The organism is Gemmatimonadaceae bacterium (genome assembly GCA_035606695.1).
GTDB lineage: Bacteria > Gemmatimonadota > Gemmatimonadetes > Gemmatimonadales > Gemmatimonadaceae > JAQBQB01.
The window spans coordinates 119,830-144,886 of the sequence record DATNEW010000036.1; the positions used below are offsets into that span (position 1 = coordinate 119,830).

General features: G+C 65.9%; 25 protein-coding genes. 7 read left to right on the top strand and 18 right to left on the bottom strand.

The annotated features are described in order from the left end of the window. Position 1: 1 nt before the first annotated feature. The gene (locus VN706_20285; GenBank protein HXT17981.1) at positions 2-532 is read right to left on the bottom strand and encodes a phosphoribosyltransferase family protein; all 531 of its coding nucleotides are present in this window, start codon (positions 530-532) and stop codon (positions 2-4) included. Positions 533-693: 161 nt separating this feature from the next. Here VN706_20285 and VN706_20290 point away from each other — a divergent pair, with 161 nt between their 5' ends. From VN706_20290 to VN706_20305, 4 genes are read left to right on the top strand one after another with little or no spacing between them, the layout of a single operon-like run. Then, positions 694-1,143, top strand: coding sequence for a tetratricopeptide repeat protein (locus VN706_20290; protein HXT17982.1), 450 nt, complete (start codon positions 694-696; stop codon positions 1,141-1,143). 1 nt (position 1,144) lies between these two features. After that, positions 1,145-1,912 (top strand): ParA family protein, encoded by a 768-nt coding sequence (locus VN706_20295; GenBank protein ID HXT17983.1) that lies wholly within the window; start codon positions 1,145-1,147, stop codon positions 1,910-1,912. Continuing rightward, complete coding sequence (locus VN706_20300) at positions 1,909-2,706, top strand: hypothetical protein (GenBank protein ID HXT17984.1); 798 nt, start codon at positions 1,909-1,911, stop codon at positions 2,704-2,706. Before VN706_20295 ends, VN706_20300 begins: the two co-directional genes overlap by 4 nt. 12 nt (positions 2,707-2,718) lie before the next feature. Next, positions 2,719-4,563 carry a long-chain fatty acid--CoA ligase gene (locus VN706_20305; GenBank protein ID HXT17985.1) on the top strand — a complete coding sequence of 615 codons (1,845 nt, stop codon included), beginning with the start codon at positions 2,719-2,721 and terminating at the stop codon, positions 4,561-4,563. Here VN706_20305 and VN706_20310 read toward each other — a convergent pair. The 4 genes from VN706_20310 to VN706_20325 are packed head-to-tail and all read right to left on the bottom strand — an operon-like array spanning position 4,554 to position 7,256. Continuing rightward, the gene (locus VN706_20310; GenBank protein HXT17986.1) at positions 4,554-5,474 is read right to left on the bottom strand and encodes an NAD-dependent epimerase/dehydratase family protein; all 921 of its coding nucleotides are present in this window, start codon (positions 5,472-5,474) and stop codon (positions 4,554-4,556) included. The two genes, VN706_20305 and VN706_20310, sit on opposite strands and share 10 nt — an antisense overlap. Beyond that, positions 5,471-6,097: a Trm112 family protein gene (locus VN706_20315; GenBank protein ID HXT17987.1), complete on the bottom strand. Its 627-nt coding sequence runs from the start codon at positions 6,095-6,097 to the stop codon at positions 5,471-5,473. Before VN706_20315 ends, VN706_20310 begins: the two co-directional genes overlap by 4 nt. A gap of 14 nt (positions 6,098-6,111) precedes the next feature. After that, positions 6,112-6,819, bottom strand: a complete 708-nt coding sequence (locus VN706_20320) for an SDR family oxidoreductase (GenBank protein ID HXT17988.1) — start codon at positions 6,817-6,819, stop codon at positions 6,112-6,114. Positions 6,820-6,833: 14 nt separating this feature from the next. Continuing rightward, entirely contained in the window at positions 6,834-7,256 is a 423-nt protein-coding gene (locus VN706_20325) for a 6-carboxytetrahydropterin synthase (GenBank protein HXT17989.1), read from the bottom strand. 335 nt (positions 7,257-7,591) lie between these two features. On the opposite strand from VN706_20325, the gene VN706_20330 reads away from it, so the two are divergent. Beyond that, complete coding sequence (locus VN706_20330; GenBank protein HXT17990.1) at positions 7,592-7,762, top strand: hypothetical protein; 171 nt, start codon at positions 7,592-7,594, stop codon at positions 7,760-7,762. Between the two features lie 35 nt (positions 7,763-7,797). On the opposite strand, the gene VN706_20335 is transcribed toward VN706_20330, so the two are convergent. The 12 genes from VN706_20335 to VN706_20390 form a co-directional block, all read right to left on the bottom strand. Further along, positions 7,798-8,160, bottom strand: a complete 363-nt coding sequence (locus VN706_20335) for a hypothetical protein (GenBank protein ID HXT17991.1) — start codon at positions 8,158-8,160, stop codon at positions 7,798-7,800. 61 nt (positions 8,161-8,221) lie between these two features. Then, complete coding sequence (locus tag VN706_20340) at positions 8,222-9,193, bottom strand: GNAT family N-acetyltransferase (GenBank protein HXT17992.1); 972 nt, start codon at positions 9,191-9,193, stop codon at positions 8,222-8,224. After that, positions 9,193-11,640: an SMC family ATPase gene (locus VN706_20345; protein ID HXT17993.1), complete on the bottom strand. Its 2,448-nt coding sequence runs from the start codon at positions 11,638-11,640 to the stop codon at positions 9,193-9,195. Before VN706_20345 ends, VN706_20340 begins: the two co-directional genes overlap by 1 nt. Next, positions 11,640-12,845, bottom strand: coding sequence for a DNA repair exonuclease (locus tag VN706_20350; GenBank protein HXT17994.1), 1,206 nt, complete (start codon positions 12,843-12,845; stop codon positions 11,640-11,642). Before VN706_20350 ends, VN706_20345 begins: the two co-directional genes overlap by 1 nt. A gap of 148 nt (positions 12,846-12,993) precedes the next feature. After that, the gene (locus tag VN706_20355; protein ID HXT17995.1) at positions 12,994-13,809 is read right to left on the bottom strand and encodes a hypothetical protein; all 816 of its coding nucleotides are present in this window, start codon (positions 13,807-13,809) and stop codon (positions 12,994-12,996) included. Between the two features lie 52 nt (positions 13,810-13,861). After that, positions 13,862-15,844, bottom strand: a complete 1,983-nt coding sequence (locus tag VN706_20360; protein ID HXT17996.1) for a hypothetical protein — start codon at positions 15,842-15,844, stop codon at positions 13,862-13,864. A 45-nt stretch (positions 15,845-15,889) separates the two neighbouring features. Further along, positions 15,890-16,882: a hypothetical protein gene (locus VN706_20365; protein ID HXT17997.1), complete on the bottom strand. Its 993-nt coding sequence runs from the start codon at positions 16,880-16,882 to the stop codon at positions 15,890-15,892. A gap of 46 nt (positions 16,883-16,928) precedes the next feature. Beyond that, positions 16,929-17,708 (bottom strand): class I SAM-dependent methyltransferase, encoded by a 780-nt coding sequence (locus tag VN706_20370; GenBank protein ID HXT17998.1) that lies wholly within the window; start codon positions 17,706-17,708, stop codon positions 16,929-16,931. Continuing rightward, positions 17,705-18,334, bottom strand: a complete 630-nt coding sequence (locus VN706_20375) for an O-methyltransferase (GenBank protein HXT17999.1) — start codon at positions 18,332-18,334, stop codon at positions 17,705-17,707. Before VN706_20375 ends, VN706_20370 begins: the two co-directional genes overlap by 4 nt. Before the next feature lie 11 nt (positions 18,335-18,345). Continuing rightward, on the bottom strand, positions 18,346-18,624 hold the full coding sequence (locus VN706_20380; protein ID HXT18000.1) for an Lrp/AsnC ligand binding domain-containing protein: 279 nt from the start codon (positions 18,622-18,624) through the stop codon (positions 18,346-18,348). 103 nt (positions 18,625-18,727) lie between these two features. Beyond that, entirely contained in the window at positions 18,728-19,225 is a 498-nt protein-coding gene (locus VN706_20385) for a hypothetical protein (protein ID HXT18001.1), read from the bottom strand. A 141-nt stretch (positions 19,226-19,366) separates the two neighbouring features. Continuing rightward, a complete protein-coding gene (locus VN706_20390; GenBank protein HXT18002.1) occupies positions 19,367-20,548 on the bottom strand; it encodes a pyridoxal phosphate-dependent aminotransferase in 1,182 nt (393 codons plus the stop codon). A gap of 195 nt (positions 20,549-20,743) precedes the next feature. Between VN706_20390 and VN706_20395 the strand changes: the two genes are divergently transcribed. Beyond that, on the top strand, positions 20,744-22,333 hold the full coding sequence (locus tag VN706_20395; protein ID HXT18003.1) for a DbpA RNA binding domain-containing protein: 1,590 nt from the start codon (positions 20,744-20,746) through the stop codon (positions 22,331-22,333). Next, positions 22,330-22,950 carry a thymidine kinase gene (locus tag VN706_20400; GenBank protein HXT18004.1) on the top strand — a complete coding sequence of 207 codons (621 nt, stop codon included), beginning with the start codon at positions 22,330-22,332 and terminating at the stop codon, positions 22,948-22,950. The genes VN706_20395 and VN706_20400 overlap by 4 nt, the downstream gene beginning before the upstream one ends. Before the next feature lie 73 nt (positions 22,951-23,023). Here the strand turns inward: VN706_20400 and VN706_20405 are convergent, their stop codons facing one another. After that, entirely contained in the window at positions 23,024-25,048 is a 2,025-nt protein-coding gene (locus VN706_20405) for a hypothetical protein (protein ID HXT18005.1), read from the bottom strand. Positions 25,049-25,057: the final 9 nt, after the last annotated feature.

The window sequence follows — 25,057 nt, forward strand, 5'->3', positions numbered from 1 at the left end:
CTCAAGTGCTCTTGAGTGCTTCTGAATAGAGGGGGTTCGCCACCAGCTCTCCATCGATGAGCACTTCCCTGTCCCACGGCAGCACGATGGTGCTTTCCGTGGCCAGCGCATGGAAGTCGGGCACGTAGGGGCCCGTTCGAAACGCGACCGCCGTCTTCACGTCGGCCGCGCCGGCGTTGACGCAGGCCGCAACGGCCAGACGGAGGGTGTCACCGGTATCGCAGGTCTCGTCGACGACGAGCACCCGCCTGCCGCGCACCGATTGCGGGACGGCGCTCAACACGGCCGGCGTCTCGCGCACCGAATCGGCACCGAAACGGCGGCTCACGACCATCGAGTGGAACTCGCGGCCCAGGATCGCCGAGATGACGGCGCCGGGCACGACTCCCGCAGTGGCGATTCCGATTACGAGCTCAGGATCGTAGGCGCGCGCGACTTTGAGCGCGAGGCCGCGAGACAGCTCGCCGAACAGCGGCCACTCCACCTCGAAAACACCTTTCGAATGCTCGACATCAGTTCGGCGCGGGCTCATGGTGGTAACCTACGTTGCTCCGATCCCCCGCGGCAGATAGCTTTGCGTAGCCAAACTCATTCTTCCGGCGAGCCTTGCCAGCAGCCCTGCGTGGCGCCTTGCGAAGCCGGGATCGCGGCGCTGCCGCCCACCTGCATCGTTCTTCAACACACTCGAGCCGTATGTCCTGGTGGAGTCGCCTGTTAGGCGGAAAATCGGGTGGCGACGTCAAGCCGCAGCGCCTGGATTATCTGAGCGAGGCGATGGCGCTCGAACGTCAGGGAGACTACGACGCCGCGCTGACGTCGTACCGTCTCGCGCTACGCGATCGCCCGAACGACACGAAAATTCTCCAGAACATGGCGATCGCGTTCACGAAGACGAATCGCCCGGAAGAAGCCATTCGCGCGTACAAGCAGGCGCTCGACGTCGGACCACATCTGTCGGGTGCGCACTACGGGCTCGCGTTCCTCCTCCTCAAGCGCGGCGACCGCGACGGCGCGGCCGAGCATCTTCAGGCGTTCCTCGCCAAGCCGCCCTCGGGCCCCGAGTCGGAACGCTGGGTTCGGCACGCGGAGGAAACGCTGACGGTGCTGCGGAGCGGCGAAGCGATCGCCGACGAGCCACAATAGCGTGGGCAAGGTCCTCGCGATCGTCAGTCAGAAGGGCGGCGTCGGCAAGACGACCACCGCGATCAATCTCGCAGCCGCGCTCGCTCGCGCCGGCGCGAAGACGCTGCTGGTCGACGCCGATCCACAGGGCTCGGTCCGCTTCGGTCTCGGATTGAGCGCGGCGACGACGCGCATCGGCCTGTCGGATTTTCTGGCCGGCACGCACGAGATGCACGAGGTCGTACGCACGACGACGCTGCCCTGGCTGCGCGTCGTTTCGGCGGGAAGCGTGAGCGAGAGCGCGACACACGACACCTACCTGCGCAATCTCGCCGAATCACCGCGCACCGCGGAGCTGTTCGACCGCGCGCGCGAACGCGGCTACACGGTCATCGTCGACACGCCACCGGGATTGGGACCGGTGACGCATCGCGTGCTCGCCTGCAGCCAGCACGTCCTCGTACCGCTTCAATGCGAGCCGCTCGCGCTCCAGACGACGACGCAGATTCTGCGCGGCATTCGCGCGGCATTGGGGGAGAATCCCGGCCTGAATCTCGAAGGCATTCTGCTCACGATGGTGGAACCGGGCAGCGCCGCCTCGCAGCGCGTGGCAGCGTATGTGCGGGAACAGCTACCGCGCGGACTGGTATTGGACATGGAAGTACCGCGCACCGCGGCGTCGATCGACGCGTTCGCGGCAGGGCAGCCGGTAGTGTTGCGCGCGCCGGACGATCCGGCGGCGCAGGCCTATCGCGCGTTGGCCGAGCACCTCGCAGGGAAACTTCAGTGAATCGTCGCGCGGTATCGAACCTGGTCGCAGTCGGCTGTCTCGTGGCCATGGCGTGCGTAGATCTGTCGGCGCCAAAAGGGCCGTCGTCGATCTCGAACTTGCAGCTGCCCGCCACGTTCGTCGTGCGCGGCGACGTCATGCGCGACAGCAACGGAACGCCCGCACCGCCGACCATCGTCGCGTTCGATCAGAACGGCAATCCGGTCGGCGAGACCGGCGCGACGTTCTTCATCACGGATTCAATTCCACACGCGCATTTCGTGCAGGGCGTGGTCTTCGGCGACAGCCTCGGCATCGCGCACGTGGTCGGGCAGGTCGGCAATCTGCAAACGCCGGTCTTTGCTCTTCCCGTTACCGTTGCGCCGACGACGATCGCGAATACACTCACGGCGCAGAATGACACGCTGAAGGCGCCGGTCGGAGCCGACTCTCTTTCCTCGCAGGGCTCTGTCAACGTGCAGGTCCGCGTCACGGGCGGGGCGAACAAGGACACGACGGTCGATGGCGTGCGCGTGACGTTCACGATCACGAGTTCACCGCCGAGTCGCGCGTCGTCGCCGGCGGCGTTTCTGCTGGATGATCAGAACAACGTGTCGGGAGTCGATACGACGGCTTCGGGTCTGGCGGCGCGCAAGCTCACCGTCATTTCCAGCTTCATTGCCGATTCGACGGTGCGCGCCGGCACGCGGTTGGACAGCGTCGTGATCGCCGCGACCGCATCGTATCGCGGTGCGCCGCTCACCGGCTCGCCGCTGCGCATCGTCATTCCCGTGAAGGTAAGCTTCGGGTTCTGATCCGGAGGACACATGATCGCCAGCGGCGGACCACGCAATTCCGCGCCGGGCACGCTGAACCAGTTGTTCTTCCAGGCGGTCGAGAAGTTTGGCAAGCCGAACGCGCTGCAGGTCAAGCGCAACGGCCGCTACGAGCCGATCTCTCATGCCGAGCTGCTGGACCGGGTGCGTCGCACGGCGTTCGGTCTCGAGGAGCTCGGCGTGCGCGGCGGTGACCGCATCGCGCTGCTGTCGGAGAATCGTCCCGAGTGGGCGATTGCCGATTACGCCTGCCTCACGATCGGCGTGACCGATGTGCCGATCTATCCGAACCTGCCGCCCGATCAGATCGCGTACATTTTGCGCGACTGCGGCGCGGTCGCGATTTTCGTCTCGAACGAATCGCAGGCGGCAAAGATTCTCGAGATACGCCACGAGTGCGCCGCGCTGCGGCACATCATCACGTTCGCCGCGTCGCCCGAAGGCGCCGACCTGACGCTCGCGAGCCTCGAGACGTCCGGCGCGAACGTGGACAATGAAGAGCGTCGGCGCGCGCATCGCGCGCGCGCCGACGCGGTGCGGCCGGACGACGTGGCCACGATCATCTACACCTCGGGCACGACGGGCGAGCCGAAAGGCGTGATGCTCACGCACGACAACATCTACTCCAACGTCGAGGCGGGGCGCGCGGCGATTCCGTTCGGCGGCGACGACACGTGCCTGAGCTTCCTGCCGCTGTCGCACATCTTCGAGCGCAACGCGGGCCACTATCTCATGCTGGCCACGGGCACGAGCATCGCGTACGCCGAGTCGGTGGACACGGTGCCGCTCAACATGACGGAAGTGGGTCCGACGCTGGTGCTGTCGGTTCCTCGGCTCTATGAAAAGATGTATGCGCGTGTGCTCGAGAACGCGCTGTCGGGCGGCGGCGCCAAGAAGCGCATCTTCTTCTGGGCGCGCGGCGTCGCCGACGCGTGGGCGAACGTCACGCTCGCCGGCGGGACGCCGCGGGGGTTCCTCGCGCTCAAATACCGCATCGCCCAGAAATTAGTATTCTCTAAATTGCAGGCGCGGACGGGCGGCCGGCTGCGATACTTCGTGTCCGGCGGCGCACCGCTGGCGCCGGAGATCAACAAGTTCTTCTACGCGGCAGGCCTGGTGATTCTCGAGGGCTATGGCCTCACCGAGACGTCGCCGGTGATCGCGGTCAACACGCCGGCGGACTTCCGCATCGGCACCGTCGGCAAGGCGGTTGCCGGCGTCGAGATCTCGATCGCCAACGACGGCGAGATCCTCACGCGCGGACCGCACGTGATGAAAGGCTACTACAACAAGCCGACCGCGACGGCCGAAGCCATCGACGCCGAGGGCTGGTTCCGCACCGGCGACATCGGCGAGCTGCGCGACGGATTCCTGGCGATCACCGACCGCAAGAAGGACATCATCGTCACCGCGGGCGGCAAGAACATCGCGCCGCAACCGATCGAGAACAAAGTCAAGACGAACAAGTACGTGAGCCAGGCGGTGATGATCGGCGACAAGCGCAAGTTTCCGGTCATGCTCGTGGTGCCGAACTGGGATTCGCTCGAGAAATGGGCGAAGACGCACGACATCCTGTGGACCGACCGGGCGCAGCTCCTCGCCATGCCCACCATCCGCGCGAAGATGGAGAAGGAAGTCATGCGCGAGGTCGCGAACCTCGCGCACTTCGAGATGCCGAAGAAGATCGGTCTCCTGGAGCACGACTTTTCGGTGGAGCGCGGCGAGCTGACACCGACCCTCAAGGTCAAGCGTCGCGTCGTCGACAAAGCCTACAAACCCCTCATCGACTCACTCTACGAAGCAGGCGCGCCGGAGGCCGAGCCGGTTCACGGCTGACGCACGAGGTCAGCCCAAGCGTCGCGCATGCTCGGCGTCGAAGGACGCCAACCCGTGTCGTCGCGAAATTTGCGATTCGACATGCGCTGCGACCGGGAAAGCAGCGCCACGCTCGACCCGCCGAGTACCTCGAACAACTTCGGCATGGGTTTGGGGCGCGCCACGCCAAGCGCCGCGGCGAGCGAGTCGAGCCACTCGGCACGCGTGAGGGGCTCGTCGTCGGCGATGTTGTAGGTGCCCGACGGTGCAGTGATTGCGGCCACCACCGCGGACGCTGCATCGTCGTGCGAGACGGATGAGACGTACGCGTCGAGCGCACCGGGCAACGGCGACGTTCCTTTCTTCGCCATCGCGATCATCTCGCGCGTCGTGAACGCATCGGGGCCATAAAAGAATGCGAATCGCAGCACGATCCCGCGTCCGCCCGCGCGCGTGAACTCGTTCGCCGCGCGCTCGGCATCCAGCGTCGAACGATTGTAGCGCGCCGGCGCCACCGGCCACGATTCGTCGATCCATTCGTCGCCACCGTCCGCGTAAATCGGCGCGAACGATTCCTGGATGTAGCAGTCGGCGCCCGTCGCGCGAGCCGCGGCGGCGAGATTGGCGGCGCCCTCGCGCCGCACACGATCGTTCTCACGCCACGCCCACGGGAACATCATCTTCGTCGTACTCGACGGCATGTGTGTCGCGAGATTGATCACGACGTCGGGTTTGCCCGCTGCGCGCCGCAACGCAGCCGCATCGAACAGATCCACCACCACCGGCTCGGCGCCGTGTGAGCGCAGGCGATCGGCGCTCTCGGTCGAGCGCGCGGCCGCTCTCACCTGGTAGCCTGCCGTGACGAGCAGCGGGATCACGCGCCGGCCGACGACGCCCGTGCCGCCGGCGATGAACACGTTCCCGTTCTTCACCGCGCGCGCCTCAGCGGCATGATCGGCGCGCTGGTCACGAATTGCGCGTCGAGCTGCGCGACCCACACGTCATTGTCGCGCGCGAGCTCGGTGAAATTCGGTGGAACGCTCATCGATGCGGGGGCAAGCATGCGACGGCCCGCGCGAAGACTGGCGACGAGCGAGCCGGCCATTTCGTTCGACGCCGCGGCCATGGCGACGGCATCGACGGACGCCCGCGCGAGCGGCGCGCGATTCGCGACGACGATCGACACGCCGTCGCCGGTCACGATGTCCGCCGGCGGATTGACGAGCAGGATCGGGGCGGGCGTGAGCCCCGGCAGTAACGGTGCATGCGCGCCCCAGTCTCCGTGAAGCACGGCCACCATTTTGGGATCGGTGAGATCGAGCGCGGCGGCGAGTCGCGTGGCTTCCGCCTCGTTGGGCGCTGCCGACGGCGGGCGCGGTGCATCGTCGTCGAACCAGACGATGCCGTCGCGAATCGGGTACTCGGTCATGCAGATCGGACAGCCAAGCGTGCCGTCGACGATGTCGCCGCGTTCGGCGCGGTCGATCGAAGCCACGAGCCACGTCTCATCGTGCGTTCTGGGGCATCGAAGCATGTCGACGAGCGCAATGAGCATTCTCTAATATTCTGTCAGCTGTGGGACAGGCGGAGCTCGTCGATGCTGACGTCGGCCGGCTGCGTCGCCGCGAAGAGCACGGCGCGTGCGACGGCATCGGGACGCAGCATGGTGGCGCGCGGGCTGAAACCCGGACGGTTGTCGGGATCGATCGGATCCCAGAGCGAGGTATCGACCGGCCCGGGAGAGACGAGCGTCGCGCGCACGCCGCTCTTCGCCACCTCGGCGCGGAGCACTTCGTGCAGGCCGCGGAGGCCGAACTTTCCCGCGGCGTATGCGGCGTTCTCGGGGAACGCGACGCGGTCGGCGATCGAGCCGATCGTCACGATGTGGCCGGATTTTCGGTCGCGCATCGCCGGGAGAAACGCGCGCACGAGCCGGAACGGCGCGACGAGATTGACATCCAGCGCCTCGGCGAATTCGTCGGTGGTGGTTTCATGCACCGGCGACAATCGAAAGAGGCCGGCGTTGTTCACGAGAAGATCCGGTGAACCGCCGAAGGCATCGTTCGCGGCGGCGACCATGTCGTCGAGGGCGCGGGCGTCGGAGACGTCGCACGCGAACGGAATGGCGGATGCGCCGATCGCGTCGGCCGACGCCTCGAGCGCGCGCTCGCCGCGCGCGATCATCATGACGCGTGCGCCGTGCGCTGCCAGCTCGCGCGCGACGGCCAGGCCGATGCCGCGAGACGCGCCGGTCACCACCGCCGTGCGAAGCGACACGGCGTGCGCTCCTCTCATGCGCCGTCGTACTCGACGTAGTTGTTCGGCGTCTCCCACAGCACGAGCCGCTGGAGCTTCGCCGGAGCGATCGCCGGCTCCAGCACGCGCCACATCGCGACGACGATGTTCTCGGTCGTCGGGATGACGTCGTGCATGAAGTCCACCTCGAGATTGAAGTTGCGGTGGTCGACTTTGTTCACGACCTCGCGCTCGACGATCTGCTTGAGCCGTCCCAGGTCGATGACGTAGCCCGTGCGCGGATCGACTGGGCCGGACACCGACACGTCGAGCGTGTAGTTGTGGCCATGCCAGTTCGGATTGTTGCACTTGCCGAAGAGCCGCTGGTTTTCCTCGTCGGAGAGCGCGGGATTGTGGACGCGATGCGCCGCGTTGAATTGCAGCCGCCGCGTGATGGTGACGGTGGGAGTGTTCGGCATGAATGAAATATGGGCGTCTGGACGTCGGGGCGTATGGGCGTCTTCCATACGCCCATACGCCCGTACGCCCATACGCCCACAAAAGACGAACCCCGCGGTGTGACCCGCGGGGTTCGAGAATTCGGTCCGGAGAGGGTTTTATGAAGCCCAGTCGAATAATGAGGCCCTCACCGCCAACCTACCGCCTTCCCCCGCACTGGGGGCGTGACGTCAGTGACAGATTATCGAACCCACTCGAAGGACTTGTTGGCTCAAAAACGGAGTTCTCCGTCCCGACAAGTTGCTTCTATCTTCCACAAAGGCAATTTAGAGACCAACACGCAAACGGTCAATCAATGGATCTCGGATTACTCGTTGGCATTGCACTCATCATCATCTGGGGAATCGGCGCACTCGCGTTCGACGGACCCGGATGGATTCATCTCTTACTCACGCTCGGCGTTTTCATCGTGATCTGGCGCATTGTCGTGCGCGGCGATCGACGACACCCGAAACCGCCGGCGTAACCCGCGGCAGACAGACGCGCGACGAGCCTTCGCCGTTACGGATCGTGCACCGCCACCGCGCTCTGTCGCAATTGCGACGCGACGCGGAATTCGATGACCTGCCCCGGGCTCAGACTGAGTCCACCCGTTGACGCGTACCCACGCCCCCCGATCGGCGTCGCGGTGATCGTGATCAGCTGACCACTCGCCACGTTGTACGCGATGCTGAACGTTCCGGCGCCGTTGCCCGACACCGTACCAAGCCGGCGCGAGACGCCGTTCGCGACCACCGCCACGTTCATGTCGAGGAAATTCTCATTCTTCACGTGCAACGCGATCGGATCCGGAGGCGGCTCCAGCTCCTCGTTGGGGGAATTCTTGTGCGCGCACGCCGCGACCATGGCGAGCGTCAGGATCACTGCTCGAACACGCAAGGATGTTGAACGCATACGGGGGCCGCGGGAGTGGGGGGAAGGCACGTCAAATCTCCCAGTTCGATATGACGAGCCCGGTTCGCGGGCGTTTCTCTTCGTAATCCGTGAACGACATGCGCAGGTCCGTCCAGCGCACATGGCCGCCGAGCGAGATGATTCGTTGATACGCCGCGAGATACTCGCCCTGCAACCGAATGGCAACGCGCCGGGTTCCGCTGCGGCGCGCGTAGTCCGACACCGCGCGCACGAGATCCACAAAGTGCGTCTCGTCTTCTAATACGAGTTTGAGCACCCGGAGTTCCTCGCGCGCACGGCCTTCGACGAGCGGCGCCGTGTGCGCCAACGCAAAACCGACCAATCGCCCGGCCGCGTACAATAACACCGTGTCGCCGAGTTGCAGCTCGGACGTCAGGCGAATCTCGCGGGTGTAGTCGTAGCCGGGCAGCAGCCGCTGGACGAGCGCGCGACATTCGTCCATCACATCGTCCCGCGCGCCCGGAGGCAGTCGGCCGATCAGCGCCGTCGGCGATTCGCCGTACGCCGCGTCGATCGTCGACGTGATCGTCAGCCGGCCCGGCAGAAAGCCCAACCGCGAATAGAAGCCAATGTTGTCCATGGTGCGCGGCATCGTCTCGAGCCCGATGACGGTGGCGCCCTGGGCCTTCAACCACTCGATGCCCCGCGCGACGATCTCTTTTCCGGTTCCGGCGCCCTGATATTCGGTGCGCACGGCGAGAGGACCCATCCACCCTTCGATCCCGGAGCGATGCACCATGTTGAACGCCACGAGCCGGCCGCGATCATCGCGCCAGATCATCGCCCCGTCGTCGGCATCCTCGATCGCGTATCGCCAGATCGCCGGATTCAGATACGGTACGCGCACGCCAACCATGCCGTCGCGGCGATAGCGCTCGGTGAACGAATCGCTGAAGACCTGATTCAGCTCGCCGATCTCGTCGAGCCTCGCGCGAAACGGTCCTTCGACCGGATGCTGGCGCCACGACCGTGAGGTCGCCATCAGTCGGCCGCACCCGCGCGCACATCCATCGACGTTCCGCCATCGGGCGATTCCGTCTCGACGCGCGACGTGCCGGTCTCCTCGTCGTAGTGCACGACCACCGTGCGATCCACCCCTTCGCGCACCGATTCGATATGGGTGATCAGAATGACTTGCTCGAATCGATCCTGCAGCCGACGCAGCAAGTCCACCACGTTGTGCCGGCGCGTCTCGTCCAGCGAGCCGAACACCTCGTCGAGGATCAACAGCGAAAATGCCTGTCCCGCGCGTTCCGCGATCATCTCTGAGATTGCGAGGCGAAGTACCAGGTTCGCCAGGTCCTCTTCGCCCCCCGAGATCACGGGTTTGGGGATGGCGTCCTCCAGCACGATGATGTTGTACTGGTCATCCAGCTCGATCTCCGAGTACCGGCCGTCCGTGAGCTCACGAATGTAGCTGCTCGCGCGATCCGACAGCTCGGGACGCATCTCCTGGTTGAGATCGGTTCGAATCTCGCCGAACGCGCGGTCGAGCTCGTCGTGCAACCGCCGCTCGCGCGTCAAATCACCGAGCCGCGCCTCCGCCCTGGCCAGCTCCGCTCTGGCCTGGTCAGCCGCCAGCAACGCAAGCCGAGCGGATTGTATCTCGCTGTCCGCGGCCACCGCCGCGAGCTCCGCGTCGTGCAGTGCACCGGCCGCCGTCTCGTACTCCTCGCGGAGATCGGCGAACGATTGTTCGGAGAACGCGATCTCCGCTCGCCGTGCTCCGAGCGACTCGACTTTCACCCGAATCTCATCGAGCACACCGCGCGTGCGCACGCGCTCGGCATCGAGCTGCGGCTCGCGCTCGATCTGCGCCGACAACCGCGTCACGCGCGCGGACAGCGGCGTCAATCGTTCGACCAATCGGCGAACTTCGGCGTGGCGGCCTGCGTCGTACACGGTGGCCGACGTCGTCGCGAGCTCGCGCTCGAGGGCGTCGCGACGTTCGGTCTTCGACTCGACGTCGCGCGACAGTGTGGCAAGTTCCTGAACCGCGGCCTGCACTTTCGCCAGACGACGCTCGAGCTTTCCGACGTTTTCGAACAACAGCTTTCGCCGCTCGTCGAGCGCCGCCACCTCGGCCGGCACGGTGGCGAGCTGCTCGATGCGCGCGCGATAGTACTTTCCGTCGACCGTGATCGCCTCGATCTGGTTGTCGAGGAACTCGAGCACGGTGCGAAAGTGTGTCTCGAGCGGCCGCGCGCAAATGGGGCACGTACCGCTTTCGCCGAGCTCGATGATCTGATTCCGCTGCGCTTCGACGTCGCGCAAGTGATCGAGCAGCGACTGCCGCTTCGTTTCCGCTTCCTGTGCGTCGCGAGTCCAATCAGTTTGCCGCGCCTCGAACTCGCGCTGCACCGTCTCCAACTCGGCGCGCACTTTCGTCAGCTCTTCATTCGCTTCGGTCTCGAGCGCCGGCGCGGTCGCGATCTTCGACAACCGTACGGTGAGCCGCGTCAGCTCTTCGTCGAGCACGCGTAACGAATCGGTGAGCGTGCCGCGGCGCGCTTCCTCGTTGCACGCACGCTCCAGGTCGCGCAGCTCGGCCTCGAGTGCGGGCAGCGGCACGAGCTCCGTGACGAGTCGCGCGATTTCTTCGCGCGCCGCACTGACCTCCGCGCAATCGCGCTCGATGCGCTCGAGGTCGCGCTGCCGGGCGGCGCGTTCGTTCTCGAGCACGCGCAGCTCGGATGCGATCGCTTGCACCTGATCGCGCTCACGCTGCATCGCTTCCCATCGCGGCGCGATCTCCTGCAGCGCACGTGCGGCGCCCGAACGTCGCTCGTGCGTCGACGCGACGTGGTCCTGCGCCACGTGTACGCGCGCTTCGGCATCGACCAGCGCGCGATGGACCGCCTCGCTCTCAGGCATCCCCGCGCGGAGGCCCTTGGCCTCGGACTCGATTGCGCTGCGCCGTTTACGCACCAGATCCTGTGCGTCGCGCAGCCGCTCATAGCCCAACACGCGCGAGAGAAATTTCGCGCGATCCACGGGCCCCATGGCGGCCATCACGCCAAGCTCTTTCTGGCCCGTGAAGTACGTGTTGAAAAATTCCTCATGGCTCATGCCGAGCCGGCGGCGCAGCAGGTCGGTGACGCCGCTGATCGACGTCGCGATGGGCTGCGTCGCGCCGTCGAGATACAGCTCGGCGTTGGTCAGCCCGCGCGTCACGAGATAGCGATGGCCGCCAAGCTCGAAGTCGAGCTCCACTTTGACCGAGGCGCGAGCCGGGGCGCGATACGACCGAATGGATTCACGCGTGCCGCGTGCCGCGGGCATGCCGTACAGCGCCCACGCGATCGCCTCGAGTATCGTCGACTTGCCGGCGCCGTTCGGGCCGATGATGCCGGTGATGCCCGCGTCGAACTCGATCGTGGTGTCGAGGTGCTGGCGGAAATTGCAGAGGCGCAGGCGATTGAGGCGCATCAGTCGTCGACCAATGCCGCGGCCGCGGGCGGCGCCGCGATCGACGACGCGTCGTCGATGTACGCCATCGCGCGCGCGACGAGCACGTCGCGGTCGACCTCGGAATCCAGTGGGCGGCTGCGCAGCTTGTCCGCGACGATGTCCTTGAGATCGAGCATCTGCCGCTTGCCCGGCGCGCTCGACGATTCCTTCGATCGATTGAGCTCCGGCCGTCGAATGTCGAGATGGAAATTCAGCGCGCGCCGCTTGTAGTCGCGAATCGCCTTGTGATCGAGCTCGCGCGCGATGTGGCGCGGCACGTCACGCACGACGAGACGCACGATCTTGTTGTCGATGCCGCCGTCCCACGCGTCGATCGCACCGCGAATGCGCTCATCCAGCTCGGCCGGTGACAGACCACGCGCGCTCACCGGCGGCAGATCGATCAGCGGCCGCGACGACGGCAACGAATGGAAGGTGTGACGACCGGTGGCGAGATCGCGCTCGATGAACCCCTTGCCGCCAGTCTCCGCGACGCGCTCCTCGTACAGTTCGCCCCACGTGTTCGCGCTCGTGTAGTCGATCGAACCGGAGTAAAACGCGTTCGGCGCGATCTCGCGATACACGTGATAGTGGCCGAGCGCGACGTAGTCCCAGCGCGCGGCTCCCAGCTCTTCTTTCGAAATCTCGAGCGCCGCGCGATCCGACATCGCCATCGCCGCCGGCAACATGCCTTCGACCTCGCCGTGCAGTACGAGCACATTGAAGCGCGCGTCAGGATCCGGCGTGAGCGACGGACGCGAGATGCCCGGCACGTCGGGCACCGCGAGAATCGACAGCTCGCGCTCGGGAAACACGAGTCGCTCGGCATCGCGATCGACGACGGTGATGCCGAGCTGCGCGAACAGCTTGAGGATGCCGGCGGTGTCCGACGAACGCGGCGTATCGTGATTGCCGGCGACGAGCACGACGATCGCGTCGGGCACCGATGTTCTGAGCCGCGCGAATTGCATGAACGCGTGCAGAATCGCCTGGTTCGTCGGTCGAACTGTATGGAAAATGTCGCCGGCGATGACGATCAGATCGGGTCGGAGCGCGATGACGCGGTCGACCGTCGTGCGAAAGGTCGCGGCGACGTCCGCCTCCCGTTGATTGACGCCGCCGGGAGTGAGCCGCTGGTATTGCCGGTAGCCGAGATGTAAGTCGGAGAGATGGACCAGGCGCATGCGGCTGTTAAAAAGGTGTCATCCCGAGCGAGCGTCAGCGAGTCGAGGGACCCCCGTCCCGACGGAGGAGCCCTCCGCAGCGCTCCGCAGCGAAGAGGATCCCTCGACTCGCTCCGCTCGCTCGGGATGACAGCCTCAAATCTAACCCTCAGCGCTCTTTGTCAGCGCTCTTTCGCTCGAACGTATGCATGTGCTGCGTAATGCGCGTATGCACACGCATCGACAGTATGCCGGTCGCCGGCGCAAAGGTCTGCAGCGAATTCACCACGATGTTGAACCACGACTCCGTGAGCCACCCGCGCTTCTGATCGACCAGCATGGTGCCGTTGACCATGCCGCTCTCCAGCACCGTGTTCGACGTCGACCCCGGGCCTTGCGCCGGCTGCATCTCGCCGCGCATCGAGACGAATGCCCACTCCCCGCCGTGCGCGAGCGAGTCGAGCCGGAACGTGCAATGCAGCTTCCCCGACAGGCGCGCGCCGATCTGAGTGCCGTCCGGCAGCGGCATCTCGCGAATCCAACTCTCGCCAACCTTGATCGCGCTCTTCGGGAACGTCGCCGGCATGAGCGATACGACCTGCGCCACTTCCTTTGGCGCGCCGTCGCCCGTGCTCAGCATCCCGACGGTGCCGTCGGGCCACACGCGAAAGCGAACGCGCTGTCCGCTCATTTGCGCTTCGGCGAGCGCCGCGGCCGCGCGCGAATGATCGTCCGTCGTCGAGAGACGCACCGAGTCCGTGACCGCGAGTACCGCGGTGCTCGCCTCGTTCGCCCCTTCGACGATCGCGCGCGAAAACATTTTCATGGTCGTCATGACCATGGCGCTCAGCTCACCGGCGGTCGTCTTGCGAACGCCGGTCATCTCGCTTTCCTGGTCGAGCCGCATGCGCAGCGTATCGCCGACGCGCGGCTTGATCGCCAGCGTGATCGTCTGCGCGGAGGCGTGCGCCCCGGCACCGATCATGAACGCGAAAGCGCCAGCGAAATTCCAGCAGGACCGCGCGCGCATATGAAAACTAGAATCCGTACGGGTCGTCGGCGGGCGCCGAGCGAATGGCCGCGGTCGGAACGCGCGCCACGGTCTTTGCCGCGGCGATCGGGCGAAGCTGCGCCAGGAAGAACTTCTTCACGTCCGCCGGGCGCTCCCGAAGCACCGTGTTGCGCGCCTTTATAACTTCCTCATCTTCGCGCAGGCCGACGGCGTCCTGCACCCAGCCAAGCGTGATCGAGGGATCGAGCGTGCGCAGGCTGCGCAGCACCGCGTTGTCCACGTCCACGTCCACCGCCTGGGGATACAACTCCGCGCCATCACGCCCGCGCATCACGGCGGGCCGTGGGAAGCGCACGAAGATCGGCTGCGTGAAATGCGGATGCCGCACCATCAACTGTCCCTTCTCCAACGTCGCCAGCTTGGTCTTCACGGCCGGACTGAGCACGGAATAGCCCGGGGTCGCCAGTTCGTCCGCGTCCATACGGCCATAGAGCGCGGTGCCCGAGTTGCCCACGACGCGCCGGTGCACCTGCGACCGAAATTGCTGCGCGCTGAACAGCACGAGGCCGAGATATCGGCCGCGTTCCGCCAGGTCGAGCAGCATTTTTCTGACATAGGTATCCTGCCCATCGCTTGGTGCGTACTTGTTCAGCTCGTCGACGAACACCACCACGTGATTGACGCCCAGGTCGCGCTTCTCGAGATGCTCGCGGAGCTTCGTGACGACGCGCGCGAAGATCAGATCCTGCGCGGCCTCCTCGAGCGAGGCGACGTCGATTACGTACACCGTACGATCCGCAAAGCTCCCGAACGGCAGATCGCTGACGGCGCCGTCGTCGGTCACCAACCCCGCGCACCGCGTCGAGATGTTCGAGAGACGATTTCGGACCTTGCGGATCGTCGCCACATGATGCGTGCGCCATCCGTCGCTGTTCTTTCCCTCGAGCGCCGAGAGGACGTCGCGGAACCATTCCTCGAGGTCGGCGAAGGAGCGCACCAGGTACGTCTTGTTGCCAAGCAATTGGTCGCTGAACTCGCGATCGACGATCCGCTCGCGAATGAAATCGATGAGCGCATCGGCCTTCGCGTCCACGTCGTCCTTGTTCAGCAGGACTTCGGCATACTGCAATACTTCGCGCAGTCCCCACGTGAGCGGCGAGACGTTGTGCAGCAACCGCTCGTTGGAGCGCAGCGTGTTGAGCGAGTAGCCGTCGGACTTGAACGGCGCGAAGTACTGCACGTTCTCGAATGGCCCGACCGGCACGCCACATTTCTCGTACAGCGCCTTGTCCTCTTCGCCGATTTGGCCGGGCTGATCGAGAAAGCAGAGGTCGGGGCCCTTCACGTTGAAGCACACCGCGGCGACGGATCCCTTCTTCTCCGGGAAGTGCGCGAAGATCGACGAGAGAATCCATTCGATGGCGCTCGTCTTCGTGGCCAGGCCCGAGACGCCGGTGATGTTCAAGTGCGCGGCTTCGGGGCCAATCAGAAAATCTGCATCGAGGTAGATCGGCGCGTCGGTGCCGCCGGCGCGATACACACCAACGGGAATGCCGGTGCGCGAATCTTCCTTCAGGTAGCCGTCCATGCGCAGGCCGATCGCGACGTCCGCATCGTCGGCCAGAAACACGCGGCCCATCGGAACGGGCTGGAGCGGCTCCTCCGGCACCTGACGCAGCACGGCCGCGGAGTAGAGACGGATCTCCGTGCGCTGCGTCGCCGCGAGCGACGCGCCGTCCGGCGTACCGTCGTGGCCGAGCAGATCGTGCAGCGGCGTCTGGAGATCGGTGTAGCTGAAGCCTTCGACGACGATGCCGTAGATCCGCGGAATGTGCCCGTTCACCGGCTGCTCGCCGTCCACCCGCACGATCGTCCCGATCCCGACCGGCGAGTCGAGCGCCGTCCAGAAATGGAATTCGTGCGGGGTGTTGGGCTTGCGCTCGGTAGCGACGACGCGGCCGAGTGGCGCGGCGGCGGGCGACGGCTTGGAATCGACGGAATCGATCATCGAATTAGTACCAATATGACATTAAATATTCTATTATTCCATATCTCATACAACCGCCCGCAGGAACTCTTCGCAGTCCCGAATCCCGTACACCATCTTGTCCCACCGCCCGTCCGGCAGCGCCGTCGGCGCCGCCTCGGCCAGAATCCAGCGCGACACCAGGTCGGCGCGCCGCCCGATGGGCGGCTCGTCCGCGCGCTCCGGATACGCCACCTCCACCCGGACGAGCCCCCACATCGGATCGATCCCGCTGCGATCGCGCATCCGCAAGTACCAGCTCGCCACCGTCGCGCGCTTGGGCGACGTCACGCGAAACACGCTCGAGCGCTCGCCCTTCTTCAACCCGAACACGCGCGCCAACGCTTCGCCTTCGGCGTACAACGTGCGATGACTCTTGATCACGCCGATCGCGCAGCTCGCGTGCGCCACACGCTCCGAGCCGCTGATGCCGCCGTCGATCAACAGCACACGCTCTTCGCGCCCGCACCAGTCGACCGCCAGCTCCTGCTCCGCCGCTTCACGATCCCGTTGCAGAAGATGGATCGCCGCGTCGCGCCACGCGAGCGGATGATCGCCCACGGGCGCTCCGTCTTCCGTCGCCGTCACGTCGCGCACCGCGATCCCGTTCGCCTCGAGCCGCTCGACGAGTTCCGCGGTGAGCCGTGTGCGTGGCGCGTAGAGCCGGTGCCACACGAGGTGCCGCCAGGTGTAGAGGCGGCGATTGCGCCGCTCGCGAATGACCGCGGCGACGGTGCCGTAGATGAACGGAATGCCTTCGTCCGTCGCGAAGATGGTGCGGCTCACCTGCGTGCCGTCGAGAAACGCGGCAATGCCGACCGTGGGCGCGTCGAAGACCCGGTGGGCGCGCATCGCGCCGCCCTCGATCACGATCGTGCTGATCGTCCGCGCGGGCTCCGTCGGACGCGCTGACACCTCGAGCGGCGGCTCAGTACCGGACGCGAGCGCCGCTCCGGGCAGCAGCTGCGCCAGCACGCGCACGGCGCCGCGAAACGACGGATCGAAGACGGGGGCGGACATCGGCTTGGTCCAGACTAACGTGCGGGCCGACAAGCGACAACGGCGCTCACGCGACCCTCCCGGCGAGAATGACGAGCGGCCATTCGATGCGCCTCCGCTCGTGCTGCCCCCACACCGTTGCAAGCTGCGCCGACAGCTCGATGACGGGATCGACGCCATGCCGCGCGACGTACCGTGCCGTCGACGACCAGGTGCGCGCGTAGCCGGCAAGCTGATCCAGCGTCCAATCCTCGGAGAGCACGAGATCGGGCGCACTGACTCGCTCGAAGGGAAACGGCACATTGGCGTACGCCTCGTCGACGTGCCGCCGCTCGGGTGGCCAATACGCACCGACGGTCTCGCGCGCGAAGCGTCGCAGCAGCACGCCTGCCTCGCCATCCATTCGCGCGGGCGTGTAGACCCAGGCCGCGATCGCGGCCCCCGGCGCCGCGACGCGCCGCACTTCGGCGTAGAATCGTGGATGATCGAACCAGTGAAGCGCCGTCGCCACCGTGACGAGATCGATACTGCCCGCATCGATCGTCGTCTGCTCCGCCGGCTCGACGCGCCACTCGATGCGCGGATGCCGCGGCGCGCGCGCGATCTGCGTCGCGCTGACGTCGGTCGCGATCACGCGATCGAACCATGCGGCGAGATCGACCGTCGCCTGCCCCGATCCGGCACCGCAATCCCACGCACAGACGCGTTTCGCGGGACGCGACGCCAGAAACTCGAACAGCGTAGGCGGATAATGCGGGCGAAACTCAGCGTAGGCCGCCGACACTTCGGAGAAATGATCGCCCGTCGCGCGCGGCTCGCCTTGCCTTTCTCCCTCCCGCGCGCTCATCGCACGACCGCGACCGCCACTCCGTCGTGCGTCGGCACGATGATGCCCAGCACGCGCGGATCGGTCGCGAGCCGGCGATTGAATTCACGCACGCCGCGCGTGCGCTCGTCGGTGTCGCTCGTCTCGTAGACGCGGCCGCCCCACAGCGCGTTGTCGCCGATGACCAATCCGCCGGGACGCACGAGTCGCAGCGCCCAATCGAAGTACGTGGGCAACGGTTCCTTGTCGGCGTCGAGGAACATCGCGTCGAACTTCTCGCCGTCGAGCGACGGCAGCACGTCGAGCGCGCGGCCGACGCGAATCTCGACGCGGTCCGTGAGCCCCGCACGATCCACGTGGCGCCGTGCGAACGCGGCGTGCTTCTCTTCGATTTCGATCGAGAGCAGCCGGCCGCCGGGCGGCAGCGCGCGCGCCATGCAAATCGCCGAGTAGCCGCCGAGCGTGCCGACTTCGAGCACGCGGCGCGCGTTGATAGCGGTGAGGAGGACTTGCAGCAGGCGTCCTTCGTCGGCGGAAATCGCGATCGGGGGCAGCCCGGTGCGATCCGCCTCCTCACGCAAATCGGCCAGCACCTGATCCTCGGCGCTGAACAATCCGGCGATGTAATCTCCCGCGCGATCCGCCATGAGTATGCTCGCTACTCGACGCCGATGTCCCAGGCGGCTTGAATGTCTTTTTTCGAGTACGCGCGGAAGGCGGTGAGCGTCTGCGTACGTTGAATGCCGGGCACCGTCGGAAAGATCTCGGTGACCACGCGCGCGATCTGGTCGTACTGCGGCACGCGGACGATCGCGACGAGATCCCAGTCGCCGGAGACGGAGTACACCTCGGTCACCCCGTCCACACCGGCGAGCATGTTCGCCGCGGTAGGAATGAGCGAAGGATCGACGCGGATCAAGACAATGGTTGTTATCACAGCATTCCGAGCGAAGGTGCGAGCGGAGCGACGCTCCGCGGTAAATAGCTGCCGCTGCGGTATTCCGAGCGCAGGTGCGTAGCGCCGAAGTGCGGAACAATCATCAAAGAGGGGCCGGAGGAACATTCAGCAGCCAGAGACCTGAAATCTGGCTCTTCTCGTCGAGATCGAGAAGTAGATCTCGCGCAAGGCGCACGGTGCGCGTCTCGCGCGGCTTGCCGACGCGAAAGTGGAAGTTGCGCTGCGCCGCGTCGGCTTCCGCGATGAGCCTGGTTGTACTCTCGAGCGACGCAATCTCGGGTTGCGAACGGCGCGACGGCACTACGACTCTGGCGTCCTCCACCGTGGCCGGAGGCTGGAGCGACGGCATTTGCCTGACGTCCGGCCACACCGCGATCTCGACGCCGTTGATTCGCCCGGCCGACACGTCGAGGATCAGCCACGACCCGTCGCTGCCTTCGAGGCCCACCGATCCGGACATTCCTTCGCCCGTGGCGGGCGGCAGGAGCTGTGCGGAGAGGATTTCGGTATCGGGGTCCCAGCGATATTCGACTTCCTGCGGCATTCCGTTCGCCGGCTGTACTTGGACGGCGATCTTCACGAATCGCTCCCTGGGGTCCCTGGGCGGCCAGACACGGAATCGGCATCGATTCCGAATGTGCACGACTGCGCGGCGTCGCGCAGGCTCGATCCAACGCCACGGGCATCAATCGATTTCGTGACCTGGATCACACAGGGCCTATTATATACCCGCCGCGATGATCCGCCGCACCCCCTCCAGCACCTGTTCCGCGGGCGCCGCATAGGCCAGGCGGATCCATTCGGGCGAATGGAATGCGATGCCCGGCACGACGGCGACCTCGTACTCCTCGAGCAGGCGCCGGGCGAATGTCGATCCAGGCTCCGGATCGCCTGTCGCCGCGTTGCGGACGCGCATATACAGATAGAACGCCCCGTGAGGACGAATGACGTCGACGTTGGCGTTCGTGAGCAGTTCCAGCGCCGAGTCGCGCCGCGTCCTGAATTCGGCCACCATCGCGGCGATCGCGCGCGATGCAGACGCCTCATCGGACAGCGCCGCGAGTGCCGCATGCTGTGACAACGTCGCGGCATTCGACGTCGTGTGCGACTGCAGCGCGATCATGCTGCACGTCAATGGGCGCGGCGCCACCGACCAGCCAATCCGCCACCCGGTCATCGCGAACGACTTCGCGACGCCGTCGACGATCACGAGACGGTCCATCGAAGGCGCGACCGACAGTAGCGACGGCGCTTCGCCGTCGTAGGAGATCGCGCGGTAGATCTCGTCGCTGATCACCCACCAGCCGCGATCCTCGGCAAGCGCGAGAAGGTCGGCGAGCTCCTGGCGCGAATAGACGGCGCCTGTTGGATTACACGGCGAATTCATGATGAGGCCGCGCGTCTTCGCCGTGCTCGCGGCGCGCAAATCGTCCGCGGTCACCTTGAGCTGGCGGTCGCGCGAACCGCGCACGGCAACGGGTACCGCGCGGGCGAGGGCAAGCATCTCGTAGTAGCTCGTCCAGCCAGGGGTCGGGACCAGCACTTCATCGCCGGCGCCGAACAGTGAAAAGCATGCGTTGAACAACGCTTGCTTCGTCCCCGAGGTGACGATGACGTTGCTAGTGTCGAGCGATGCCCCCGGGCGGGTTCCGCGCGCGCGTTCGGCGATGATCTCGCGCAGCGGCAAGATGCCTTCGACTTGCGTGTATCGCGTCGCGCCGGCGGCGAGCGCGTTCTGGGCCGCGTCCATGACGTACGCGGGCGTCGGAAAATCGGGCTCGCCCGCGCCCAGGTCGATGACCGCGCGTCCCATCGCCTTGAGCGCCTTGGCGCGAGCCGACACGGCAATCGTCGCGGACTCGCGGAGCTCGGCGACGTTGGCCGATGGAGCGTAGCTCGACATGAATGATGGGCGGTGGGGACGAGGGCGGGCGGCGGCTATAATTCACATCTTACGAGTGGCGCGGGCACGACGACAGCCCCGTCGCTCGACGACTGTTTGACAGTGGATTCGGGGGATGCACGGGTGGATTCAGAAGCACGTGAAGGCACGACAGCTCCGGCGGGAGTGTCGAGAAACTCGAACGCGATGTACGTCATGCCGCACGACTGGGCGTCGATGGCGCAATTCCTGGAGCCGTTGATCGAACGGCTCGACGCGGAACGACCGGAGCTGCAGCTGCTCGTCGTCACCCCGGATTCCGACACCGCGGCCGCGGCGGCAGCGGCCGCCGTTCGCCTGGCCGGCGATCGCGCGATTCAAATCGTCGCCGCGACTTCGGCCCCCCGCGCCGCCCGCCTGGTTCGTTTGCGGCGGCCGCAGATTCTCGCCGGCGATCCGTCGACACTCGTTGCGTTGCTTCGTTCGGCCGCACTCAAGCTCGAACCCGTGCGCGCGATCTGCATCGCCTGGGTAGACGAGCTGTTGACGCGCGGCGAGACCAGCTCGCTCGAAGCCCTGATGATCGAAGTGCCGAAGGAAGCAACGCGCACGATGGTCGCGTCCGAGATCACGCCTGGTGTCGAGGAGCTCGTCGAGCGCTATGCGCGCCGCGCGCGCCGCGTCGCCTCGGCCGGAGCGGGGGCCGAGGGCAGCGCGCCCATCGCGATCGAGTATGTCGCGGTGTCGTATCATGCCCGACTCGACGCGCTGCGTCGTGCCCTCGATGAAACCGATCCGGCGTCCGCGTTGATTTTCGTGCGCGAGAACGATGCGGAGCGCGAAGTGCGCGACATGCTGCGCGCGTCGGGCCCGGGAGACGAGAGCGTTCACGTGGGGCGAGCGGCGTCGCCGGGCATCGAGCTCGCGATTCTGTTCGATCTGCCTGCGTCGCGCGAGGAGCTGCGCGAGGCCGCCGGCGCCGCGAAACGAACCATCGCGCTCGTGCAGCCGCGACAGCTCGCCAGCCTGCGCGCGCTCGCCGCGGGCGGGAACGTCAAGCCGCTGACCCTGGCGCAATCCGGCGAACGCGCGCGCAACGACGATGCGCGCGTACGCGTCGACGTTCGTCGCGTGCTCGACGACGCGCACTTCGGGCGCGAGCTCCTGTCGCTCGAGCCGCTGCTCGAGGATTATGATGGGATCGAGATCGCGGCGGCGCTGCTCCAGATGCTCGAGCGCGAGCGTCATGCGCATCGTTCCGCGCTTGCCGCGGTCCCTGTCTCGCAGCGCGATCCGGGGTCGATGGCGAAACTGTTCGTCGGCGTCGGAAGCCGGGACGGCGTTCGCGCGAGCGATCTCGTGGGCGCGATCGCGAATCAGGGCGGCGTGAGCAGCGGCGAGATCGGCCGCGTCGACGTGCGCGAGTCGCACTCGGTCGTCGAGATCTCGGCCACCGTTGCCGAGACGGTCATCGAGAAAGTGAACGGCACGGAGATCAAGGGGCGTCGCGCGGTGGTGCGGCTCGACAAGCAGCCGTCCGGCGAAGGAAGACGCGAGTCGCGTGGGCGTGACGAGCGTCGCCCGTCGGGCCGCGGCCGTGACGGTGGTGATTCTCGCGATTCTCGCGATTCTCGTGGCCCGCGTGGTCCGCGCGGCGGTGGCGATGCACGTGGGCCGCGCGGCGGAGGCGGTCGCGGTGACGCGCGCGGTGACGCGCGCGGTGACGCGCGCGGTGACGCACGGGGTGGTCCGCGTCGCGAGCGTTCGGATCGTTCATCACCGTCATCCCGCCGCCCGCCGAAATGATCTCCGACGGCTACTTCGCCGGCGCGAGCGCGGGCTGGATCGAGGTGATCTGCGGCGTGATGTTCAGCGGCAAGAGCGAAGAGCTCATTCGTCGCGTGCGCCGCGCGATCATCGCGCGCAAGCGCGTGCAGGTGTTCAAGTCGCACCTGGACGAGCGGTATTCGGGCATCTATCACGTGTCGAGCCACGACGGCCGCACCGTCGAGGCGATTCCCATCGATACACCGGAGCAGATCGCGCAGGCCCTCCTGCCCGACACACAGGTCGTCGCGATCGACGAGGCGCAATTCCTCGACGATTCGATCGTGCCGCTGGTGACGTCTCTCGCGAACAAGGGGGTGCGCGTGATCGTCGCCGGCACCGACAATGATTTTCGCGGCGAGCCGTTTGGCCCAATGCCGCAGTTGCTCGCGGTCGCCGAGGTCGTGGACAAGCTGCACGCGATCTGCGTGATCTGCGGCAATCCGGCGAGTCGGAATCAGCGGTTGATTGGCGGCAAGCCCGCACGGTACGACTCACCGACGATCATGGTCGGGAGCACGGAGTCGTACGAGGCGCGGTGCCGCGCATGCCATTCGGTGCCGCGTCGAGATGAAGATCAGGTTCGGCTGTTGTAGCGCGCGGCGGTGAGGCCACGCGCGCTGCGCGGCCACACCATCGCGTAGCGGCCGCACCGCGCGCAGCGCTGAATCAGTGCGGTACCAAACTCTTAAACAGTGAAGTCACATTGAACTTCACCGGATCGTACTCGTAGTACCGATTGTCCAGGAACCGCCCGGTCGTCGGGAAATACGGCGGCGGATTCGACACCGCGCAGCGGTCGTAGCTGTATCGCTTGATGTAACCTTCGCCGCTCGTCAATCCGACCGCGCCGCGATTGTTCTGAATCAAGCCGCCCGTGAGGTTCAAGCAGCCGCGGCCCGACGTGGTCGTGCCGCACGTGATCGCGGATTGCGGACCCTGGTCGTAGTGCTCCACCGAGAACGACGTTCCCAGCGCCATCACTACGTCGTGCAAATCCAGACTCGGCGTATCGTCGAAGCTGCGGTATTGATTCGGCGTGCTCGAGACCTTGATCGGCGGCGGCGAGTTGATCGAGTTGTACGCCACGTAACTGTTCTCGCCGGAGATCGTTCCGAGAATGTCGATGCACACGCCATTCGCCGGATCGTTCGCGTAGCGCACATCGTCCAGGTACACGACCGAGTGCGGCGTATAGAGCGTGATGTCGCCGCGCAGCACGCCGCTGATGCCGACGGTGCCGCTCACGTAGATCACACCCTTCGTATTGGTGTTGTACCCGCGATACAACGGATACAAGTAGCTCGCGTCGGGTCGGTGCAACGCTGTAATCGGTGCCGGAACGCTGCCACCCCACGTCTGCCACGCGCCATACTGATCGGTCGCGGTGAACGTCGTGTCGTCGCCGCCCTTGTGAATCTTGTCCACGGTGTACCCGAGGCCGGTCGTACGCGCGACGGCCACGAGGTGGGGATCGCCACCAAGGTAGCAGCGCGCATTCGCATGCTTGAGAATGCCCGTGAGCTTGTCGTCGCTCGCCGTGAGCGAGTCGCCTTCGGCATGCGCGGAGGTAACGTTCGCCGGATTCACACCGCCGTTCATGCCGCCCGCGGTCACCGTATCGAACCAGTTGTTGATCGTGTTGCCGTGCCCGTCAACCGCGTGCACGTGCACCGAGAAGGGGAAGAACTTGAGGTCCGCCGATCCAGCGACCGCATGCCAGTCGCCGCAATTGATCAGTTTCGTCGGATCGGGCAGCGCGGTCTCCGTACCGGGCCAGTCGGCTCGCAGCCAGTCGTTGTTGCTCGTCGCCTTGTAAACGCGGAAGAAACCTTCGTCCGTGTCCGTCGAATCGTGGTCGCCGTTCAAGTCGATCGACAGGAACTCGATGCGCATCAACACGCCCGATGCATCGCCCGTGTACGCCGTCGTGAAGTTGTAGCCGCTCGCGGTCGCGAGCGGTGACAGACTGCTCAACGTCGTGAGCGTCGGCAGGCTGATCTTCTTCTGCTTGACCTGGTAGCCTTTGGCGAAGGTGCCGTAGCTGGCGCCGACGATGAGCGGAGCCGCCGTGCCGACGTCGTCGTGGAAGTTCGCGCCGGACGACGCGATGTTGATCGTATCGTTCGACCACACCGGACCCCACAAGGCGTCGTTGTTGGCGAAGACGATCGTGCCGCCCGCCGCGTTGTTCTCGCTGTTCGTCCAGTAGGCGAATTTCGCGAAGCTCTCCTGCGTGAGCTCCAGACGCCGCACGAAGCTCGTGCCGTTCGCGTCCACCGCCTGCGCCACGATGCTCGCAAAGCGACCGAACTGACCACTCGTCGAGCCCGACGGCCCGGCCCACAGATTCACCGTGATGCCGGGGACATTCTGATTGTCCGCGGTCTTGAGCGTCTTGTTCGTCATGAGCGCCACGTAGCTCGTGTTCGGCAGCGCGGCGGGATTGAAGTTGAGCTCCGCCTTGCCGATCGCCAGCGCGGCCTCGGACATGTATTTGAGATCGTCTTCCTTCTCGTACGTCTTGCTCAGGAGCGTCGCGTTCGCCGTCAGATAGATGGCGGACAGTGCGAGCGCGCCGATGCCGGCGACGAAGAACATCGAGATGAAGAGCGCCACACCACGGCGCGCGCGAAGCGACAGCTTCAATGCGCGGCGCCGAGCGCGCCCGGATCGGTTGCGATGCGTAGTCATGGCATTCAC

Bases quoted from the DNA above. Each gene is read 5' to 3' on its own strand.
- VN706_20285 (HXT17981.1), bottom strand. From the start codon at position 532: ATGAGCCCGCGCCGAACTGATGTCGAGCATTCGAAAGGTGTTTTCGAG.
- VN706_20290 (HXT17982.1), top strand. From the start codon at position 694: ATGTCCTGGTGGAGTCGCCTGTTAGGCGGAAAATCGGGTGGCGACGTC.
- VN706_20305 (HXT17985.1), top strand. From the start codon at position 2,719: ATGATCGCCAGCGGCGGACCACGCAATTCCGCGCCGGGCACGCTGAAC.
- VN706_20315 (HXT17987.1), bottom strand. From the start codon at position 6,097: ATGCTCATTGCGCTCGTCGACATGCTTCGATGCCCCAGAACGCACGAT.
- VN706_20325 (HXT17989.1), bottom strand. From the start codon at position 7,256: ATGCCGAACACTCCCACCGTCACCATCACGCGGCGGCTGCAATTCAAC.
- VN706_20330 (HXT17990.1), top strand. From the start codon at position 7,592: ATGGATCTCGGATTACTCGTTGGCATTGCACTCATCATCATCTGGGGA.
- VN706_20340 (HXT17992.1), bottom strand. From the start codon at position 9,193: ATGGCGACCTCACGGTCGTGGCGCCAGCATCCGGTCGAAGGACCGTTT.
- VN706_20345 (HXT17993.1), bottom strand. From the start codon at position 11,640: ATGCGCCTCAATCGCCTGCGCCTCTGCAATTTCCGCCAGCACCTCGAC.
- VN706_20350 (HXT17994.1), bottom strand. From the start codon at position 12,845: ATGCGCCTGGTCCATCTCTCCGACTTACATCTCGGCTACCGGCAATAC.
- VN706_20355 (HXT17995.1), bottom strand. From the start codon at position 13,809: ATGATCGGTGCCGGGGCGCACGCCTCCGCGCAGACGATCACGCTGGCG.
- VN706_20360 (HXT17996.1), bottom strand. From the start codon at position 15,844: ATGATCGATTCCGTCGATTCCAAGCCGTCGCCCGCCGCCGCGCCACTC.
- VN706_20365 (HXT17997.1), bottom strand. From the start codon at position 16,882: ATGTCCGCCCCCGTCTTCGATCCGTCGTTTCGCGGCGCCGTGCGCGTG.
- VN706_20370 (HXT17998.1), bottom strand. From the start codon at position 17,708: ATGAGCGCGCGGGAGGGAGAAAGGCAAGGCGAGCCGCGCGCGACGGGC.
- VN706_20375 (HXT17999.1), bottom strand. From the start codon at position 18,334: ATGGCGGATCGCGCGGGAGATTACATCGCCGGATTGTTCAGCGCCGAG.
- VN706_20390 (HXT18002.1), bottom strand. From the start codon at position 20,548: ATGTCGAGCTACGCTCCATCGGCCAACGTCGCCGAGCTCCGCGAGTCC.
- VN706_20395 (HXT18003.1), top strand. From the start codon at position 20,744: ATGCCGCACGACTGGGCGTCGATGGCGCAATTCCTGGAGCCGTTGATC.
- VN706_20400 (HXT18004.1), top strand. From the start codon at position 22,330: ATGATCTCCGACGGCTACTTCGCCGGCGCGAGCGCGGGCTGGATCGAG.
- VN706_20405 (HXT18005.1), bottom strand. From the start codon at position 25,048: ATGACTACGCATCGCAACCGATCCGGGCGCGCTCGGCGCCGCGCATTG.